This is a genomic window from Mycobacterium sp. 1465703.0 (assembly GCF_001672975.1).
Taxonomy (GTDB): Bacteria; Actinomycetota; Actinomycetes; order Mycobacteriales; family Mycobacteriaceae; genus Mycobacterium.
This window is the reverse complement of sequence record NZ_LZKU01000180.1, coordinates 21,249-27,855: the sequence shown is the minus strand read 5'-3', so window position 1 is coordinate 27,855 and position 6,607 is coordinate 21,249. Positions and strand designations below refer to the sequence as shown.

The following is a 6,607-nucleotide window of genomic DNA, read 5'->3' as shown; positions in this document are numbered from 1 at the left end:
GCGGCGGAGTCGCCACCCGTGCGGTCCGTGACGGTGACGACTGGATTGTCAACGGGCAGAAGGTGTGGACGTCGCAGGCGCAGCACGCGCAGATGGCCATCCTGGTCGCTCGCACCGATCCGAACGTGCCCAAGCACGCCGGTCTGACCTACTTTCTCTGCGACGTCCACACCTTCTGCCCGTTGACAATCCAGTCGTCACCGTCACGGACCGCACGGGTGGCGACTCCGGCGAGATCCGAACCGGCGCCGGGCTCACTGAACAATTGGCAATAGATCTGCTCACCGGTGAACAACGGGCGCAAGAAGTTTCGCTTCTGCTCGTCGGTGCCGAACGCCGCGATGGTGGGCGCTGCCATACCCATTCCGATGTAGTTCTTGGGCGTGCCGCCCACCGGTGCGCCGGCGGCTGCCAGCCGCGCATCGACGCGCTCTTGGGCGGTGCGTGGCAGACCCAGTCCGCCGAATCCCTGCGGTAGATGCACCCAAGCCAGGCCCGCATCGTATTGCGCGCCAAGGAAATCCCGCGGATCGCTGGTCGCCGGATCGTGCTCGTCGAGCAGCGCCTGCACCCGCGCGTCCAGGTCCGTATCGACGGCGGTCATTGTCCGCCGCCCGGTGCGGACTGGAATCCCTGTGCGGCCCCGAGCAGCAGACCACCGTCGATCACCATCGTCTCACCGGTGATCCAGCTCGCCGCGTCGGAAACCAGGAAGGCGACCGCTGCGGCCACGTCGATCGGCTCGCCGATGCGTCCCAGCGCGATCGACGACGCCAGCGGATCCTCGTGGTCCTTCCACAGCGCCTCGGCCAGCCGGGTGCGCACCACGCCGGGCGCGATGGCGTTGACCCTGATGCGCGGCGAAAGTTCCAGCGCCAGCTGCTTGGTGACGTGGATCAGCGCGGCCTTGGTGGCGTTGTACATGCCCATCGCCGGCGATTGATGCAGGCCGCCGATGGAGGCCGTGTTGACGATCGACCCGCCATGCTCGCCCATCCACGACTTGACGACCAGCGAGGTCCAGAGCAGCGGAGCCCACAGGTTGACATCGAAGATCTTGGTGAAACGGGCGTGATCCTGGTCGATCAGCGGGCCGTATGCCGGGTTGGTCCCGGCGTTGTTGATCAGGATGTCGACGCTGCCGAAGCGCTCGAGGGTGAGTTCGACGCAGCGCCGGGCGGCGTCCTCGTCGACCGCATGGGCGCCGACACCCAGGGCCCGCTTGCCCACCTGCGCGGCTGCCTCGTCGGCGGCCTCCTGCTTGCGGGCGGTCAGTACCACGTTGGCCCCCGCGGCCGCCAGCTGCTGGGCAATCGACAGCCCGATCCCGCGCGATGCGCCGGTGATGATGGCCGTGCGGCCGGTCAGATCCTGTGACGTCATATATCGGGCCTTCCGTCGCGGTGAGAGCCGTCCTGCGGCCCGGAGACTTCGCTCGTTGTGGAATTTTATTCGCGATGTTTTGGACATGTGTTGAGGTGGTATGCCACGCGCATGTTATCGAAATTGACATACATGAAACCGCTGGTCGTCGCCGGGGCCGTCGCTGCAGCCATCGCCGCAGCGCCCGCGGCCGTTGCTGACGTCTCCGTCGCCGGACCGGCTGCCAACTCCCCAGCACCCACGCACGTGACCTTCAAAAACGACCCGGGTGGCGGCGGCTGCGACGCCAACGGGAACTGCGGTTCCGGCGGCCAGTTCAACGGCCCCGGCGGTGGTCCCGGTGGTCAGGGTTGTGTGCCCGGCGTGGGCTGCGGCTCCGGCGGGCAGAACGCGGGCCCGGGTGGTATCCCCGGCGGTACTGGATGTCTGCCCGGCGTTGGTTGCGGTTCCGGCCACGCCTAAATCAGACCCTTCAGCAGCCTCCTGAGAGCCTGGTGATCCAGGCCCGGGAGGCTGCTGGGTCTATCACGTCGTCCAGTTCGAACGTGGTGGCCGCCCGCAGCGCCTTGCCGTGCTGGTAGGCGGCGGCCACCAGGCGATCGAACAAGTTTTGCCGCTCGACGGGGTCGTCCGCGGCGGCGAGTTCTTTGCTGTATCCGAGGCGTACGGCCCCTTCCAGCCCCATGCCGCCGATCTCTCCGGTCGGCCAGGCGACGGTGAACTGGGGCGCACGGAACGAGCCGCCGGCCATCGCCATCGCGCCAAGCCCATAGCCCTTGCGCAAGATGATCATTCCCAGCGGCACCGTCAGCCGCGCGCCCAGGACGAACATCCGGCCGAAACGGCGAACCGCCGCCTCCTTCTCCGCATCCGGCCCCACCATGAAGCCCGGGGTGTCGCATAGCGAGATCACCGGCAGCCCAAACGATTCGCACAGGGCGAGGAAGTCGCCGGTCTTGTCGGCGGCCTCGGCATCGATCGCGCCACCCAGGTGGTGGGTGCTGTTGGCGATCAGCCCATACGGCACTCCCTCGACGCGCACCAGCGCGGTGACGATCCCCACGCCATAGTCGCCGCGCAGCTCCAGCACGGAGCCGATGTCGACGATCGCCTCGATGGCCCGGTGCACGTCGTAGGCGCGTAACCGGTTTTGCGGCACCACATGCCGGGCCAACCGCGGATCGGGCGCCGCCCAGTCGCTGCGGCTGCCCTGAAAGTAGGACAGGTACTGCTTGGCCAGCGACACCGCATGCGCCTCGTCCCTGGCGACCAGGCTGACCACGCCGTTGCGGCGCTGCACACCGATCGGCCCGATCGCCTCCGGCGGGTACACGCCCAGCCCGCCGCCCTCGATCATCGCCGGCCCGCCCATCCCGATGTTGGCGTCCGGTGTTGCGATGATCACGTCGCAGACTCCGGCCAGCGCGGCGTTGCCGGCGAAGCAACGGCCCGAGACGATCGATACCAGTGGCACTTTGCCGTGCAATCCCGCCAGCATCCGGAAGGTCGGCACGTCCAGACCGGCCGCACCGCCGACGTCGGTGTCGCCCGGTCGGCCGCCGCCGCCCTCGGCGAACAGCACCACCGGCAACCGCTTTCGCGCGGCCAGGTCGAACACCCGGTCGGTTTTGGCGTGATTGCGCATGCCCTGCGTACCAGCCAGCACGGTGTAGTCGTAGGACACCACGACGGCCTGCGCCGCGGCCCGCCCGAACCGATCGGCGCCGATGGTGGCCAGGCCGGCGACCAAGCCGTCGGCCGGGGTGTTGACGATCAAGTCCTCCTCCGAGCGACGGCTGCGCTGCGCCGCGATGGCCAGGGCGCCGTATTCGACGAAGCTGTCCGGGTCGACGAGATCGGCGATGTTCTCCCGGGCGGTGCGGCGGCCACGGTCGTGCCGCTTGGCAACTGCTGCCTGCCGACCCTCATCGAGGGTCAAGGAATGTCGATGCAGGACCTCGTCGAGATCTGCTCGCGGGCGATCGAGATCCATTGCGGCTGTAGCAGACTCGCTGTCTGCTCCTGCCCCGGTGCGAGTGAAGACCAGCAGCGGATCTCCGGTGCCGACGACCTGCCCGGGCGTCACCAGAATCCGGACGGTTCGCAGCGCGTCCGGCGCGACGAGCACGTGCTGCATCTTCATCGCCTCCAGGACAACCAGTTGGCCGCCGGCGGTGTATTCGGCGCCCTCGGCAGCCATTTCGACCACGGTGCCGGCCAGCTGCGCCCGCAGTACGTCCTCGCCGGGATACAGCTCGACCGCCGCAGCCCGCTGGTCGTGCTGGTGATGCAGTGCGGCCGCGGCGAACTCGGGCAGCTTCTCGTCGAGGAAACCGGTGCTCACCCAAGAGGACTCGACCCGATCGTCGGTCAGCAGCTCACGCAGGAATCCGATGTTCGTGTGCACGCCTTCGATGCTGAACTCGCCCAGGGCGATGCGCGCCTTGCGCACCGCCGCGCTCCACGAGCCGTGCACAAAGACGATGAGCTTGGCCAACAGCGAGTCGTACTGCGGGCTGACTGTCAGGCCCGCCTTGCCGTAGGTGTCGACACGCACGCCCGGACCGCTGGGCGCAGAGAACACCGTGAGGGTGCCGGCCGAGGGCACGACGGAAAAGTCGGGCCCGAAGGTCTCCATGTTGACCCTGAGCTGTATCGCGATGCCGCGTCGTGCGGCCGGCTCACCGATGACTTCGAGCCCGTCCGAGGCGATTCCGGAAGGCAGCCCCAACTGGTAGAAGGATGCGCCGCCGGCGATGGCCAGCTGGACGGCAACCAGGTCGAGTCCGGTGGTCTCCTCGGTGACGGTGTGTTCGACCTGGATCCGTGGGTTGACTTCGAGGAAGACGAAATCCTCGCCGCTGACCAGGAATTCCACCGTGGCCAGCCCGCGCAGGCCCACGCGAGCGCACAACCGCACCGCGGCCTGGTGCAGGGCACGGCGCACGTCGTCCGAAAGACCTTGGGCAGGAGCGATTTCGACCAGCTTCTGGTAGCGCCGCTGGATGCTGCAGTCGCGGTCGCCGACCGCATGGGCGTGCGTCTGGTGCCCGGCCGGCGCCGCCACCACCTGCACTTCGATGTGCCGGGCCTCGGTAAGCAGCGCCTCGGCGAACAGCGCGGGATCACCGAATCCCAGCTGGGCTTCGGCCGCACAGCGCTGGTAGGCCTCGTCGATCTGATCGGCGTTGTCCACCTTGCGCATTCCCCGCCCACCGCCGCCGGCGAGGGCCTTGATCATGATTCCGTCACCGTGTGCGGCGAAGAATGCCTTGATGTCCTCGACGCTGCTCGGCCCCTCGGTGGCGGGCAACACCGGTACCCCGGCGGCCATCGCGGCGCCGCGGGCGGTGGTCTTGTTGCCCAGCAGTTCGAGCACCCGGGCGTCCGGGCCGACAAACGTGTAGCCGCCGGCCGCACAGGCGTTGGCGAATTCGGCGTTCTCGCTGAGGAATCCGTAGCCTGGGTGAATCAGGTCCGCTCCGGAGCTTTTGGCCGCCGCCAGCATGGCGGACTGGTCCAGGTAAGCTCGCGGCCCGGTGCCCGGCAGGCCGATCGCCTCGTCAGCCGCGTGCACGTGCGGGCTCTCCGCGTCGTCTTCGGCGTAGACGGCGATCGTCCGCATGCCCAATTCGATTGCCGTGCGCACGATTCGCAGCGCGATCTCGCCGCGATTGGCGATCAGCACGCTCGCGCTCATCGCAGCGGCTCGCCCCATGTGACCTGCTCCCGGAGTCTGGCCTTGAGCAGTTTGCCACCGGCATTGCGCGGCAGCTCGTGACCGACCACCGTGATATATTGCGGCACTTTGAAATCGGCCAACTGGCTGCGGCAGTGGTCCAGCACCGCCGGCACGTCGATCTCGTCGTCACCGCCGAACAACACCGCCCCCACCTTCTCCCCCATGACGTCGTCGGAAACCCCCAACACGCAGGCGTCGGCCACATGGGGTGCCGCCAGGAGCACGGCTTCCACCTCGACACTGGAAACGTTCTCACCACCGCGATTGATGATGTCTTTGAGCCGGTCCACCAAGTGCACCCGGCCCGCATCGTCGACCCGCACCACATCACCGGTGTGCAGCCAACCGTCCGCGAATGTGGTGGCGGTGGCCCGCGGCCGATTCCAGTACCCCGCCGTCACATTGGCTCCGCGCGCGACCAGCTCACCGACAGCGGGGTCGTCTCCGAACGGGATCACCCCCAAATCCACCGAAGGGACCGCATAACCGACGGAGTCGGCGTGCTCGACGGCCTCGCGGTCGGGCAGCACCGTCATCAGTGACGCCGTCTCGGTCATGCCGTAGCCGTTGAACACCGTGGCGTGCGGGAACGCATTTTTCACCGACCGCACCAGCGACGGCGCGATCGGAGCGCCACCGTAGCCCACCCACCGCACACCCGACGTGTCCAGCGCAGCAAAAGCACTGTGCCGCAACAGCAACGAGTATATCGCGGGGACGGTGACCATGACCGAGACCTGCTCGGCGGTCAGCGCGGTGATCAACTCGTCCAGGTTCAGCGTGGGCATGATCACCGAGGTGCCGCCGAGCCGGGCGGCGGGCAGAAGCTGGGTGTTACAACCGGTCACGTGGAACAGCGGAACCGAGATCAGCGTGCGCATCGCCTCGCCGAGATCCCTGGGCTGTTGCAGACAGCGGAGCGAATTCTCGGTGTTGGTCAGGAATGCCTCGTGGGTGGTGGGCACGCCCTTGGGGTGCCCGGTGGTGCCGGAGGTGTAGAACAGGGCGGCCGTGTCGGCGCGGCCGAGTTTCTCGGTGACGTACGGCCGTCCGTCGGGCAGTGCCGAATCCGGCGCCAGATCCAGCTGCGCACCGGAGTCGGACAGCACGAACTCGACTTCCGGCTGCGCGGATCGCGTATTGACCGCCACCACAACGCCACCGGCCATCACGGTGCCCCAGAACGCCAGCACCCAATCGATTCCGGCGGGGTAACGCACCGCGACGCGATCGCCGTGCTGCAACCCACCCGCGCGCAGCCCGCCGGCCACTCGCGCCGCGCGGTCCCAGAGTTGCCGGTAGGTCAGCCGACCGGCACCCAGCTCGACCAGGGCTTCGCTGTCCGGACGGACGTCGACCTGTGCGGCGAGCATGTCCAGCAGGGTGGTCGGCAGGTCGTCGTAGCGCGGAATGCCGTCGCGGCCGCGGGACACGCCGGTCACCGGGAACGGGTTGTGGTCGCGCGGAATTTCGATCACAGCA

4 protein-coding genes and 2 pseudogenes are annotated in these 6,607 nt (G+C 68.0%); 2 read left to right on the top strand and 4 right to left on the bottom strand.

What is annotated here, in order from left to right; all coding sequences use genetic code 11:
• Nucleotides 1-167, top strand: a pseudogene (locus tag A5625_RS28450) (acyl-CoA dehydrogenase family protein); the annotation flags it as partial.
• Here A5625_RS28450 and A5625_RS16370 read toward each other — a convergent pair.
• Nucleotides 161-604 (bottom strand): annotated as a pseudogene (locus A5625_RS16370) (acyl-CoA dehydrogenase family protein); the annotation flags it as partial. The pseudogenes A5625_RS28450 and A5625_RS16370 sit on opposite strands and share 7 nt — an antisense overlap.
• On the bottom strand, nucleotides 601-1,383 hold the full coding sequence (locus tag A5625_RS16365) for an SDR family oxidoreductase (protein ID WP_066995876.1): 783 nt from the start codon (nucleotides 1,381-1,383) through the stop codon (nucleotides 601-603). The gene A5625_RS16365 and the pseudogene A5625_RS16370, both read right to left, overlap by 4 nt.
• Nucleotides 1,384-1,515: 132 nt before the next feature.
• Between A5625_RS16365 and A5625_RS16360 the strand changes: the two genes are divergently transcribed.
• Complete coding sequence (locus tag A5625_RS16360) at nucleotides 1,516-1,845, top strand: PE-PGRS family protein (RefSeq protein WP_066995873.1); 330 nt, start codon at nucleotides 1,516-1,518, stop codon at nucleotides 1,843-1,845.
• Nucleotides 1,846-1,855: 10 nt separating this feature from the next.
• Here the strand turns inward: A5625_RS16360 and A5625_RS16355 are convergent, their stop codons facing one another.
• Together A5625_RS16355 and A5625_RS16350 are read right to left on the bottom strand one after the other, a co-directional pair.
• Complete coding sequence (locus tag A5625_RS16355) at nucleotides 1,856-5,083, bottom strand: carboxyl transferase domain-containing protein (protein WP_066995887.1); 3,228 nt, start codon at nucleotides 5,081-5,083, stop codon at nucleotides 1,856-1,858.
• Nucleotides 5,080-6,603: a class I adenylate-forming enzyme family protein gene (locus tag A5625_RS16350; RefSeq protein ID WP_066995870.1), complete on the bottom strand. Its 1,524-nt coding sequence runs from the start codon at nucleotides 6,601-6,603 to the stop codon at nucleotides 5,080-5,082. The genes A5625_RS16355 and A5625_RS16350 overlap by 4 nt, the downstream gene beginning before the upstream one ends.
• Nucleotides 6,604-6,607: the final 4 nt, after the last annotated feature.

Bases quoted from the DNA above. Each gene is read 5' to 3' on its own strand.
- A5625_RS16365 (WP_066995876.1), bottom strand. From the start codon at position 1,383: ATGACGTCACAGGATCTGACCGGCCGCACGGCCATCATCACCGGCGCA.
- A5625_RS16360 (WP_066995873.1), top strand. From the start codon at position 1,516: ATGAAACCGCTGGTCGTCGCCGGGGCCGTCGCTGCAGCCATCGCCGCA.
- A5625_RS16355 (WP_066995887.1), bottom strand. From the start codon at position 5,083: ATGAGCGCGAGCGTGCTGATCGCCAATCGCGGCGAGATCGCGCTGCGA.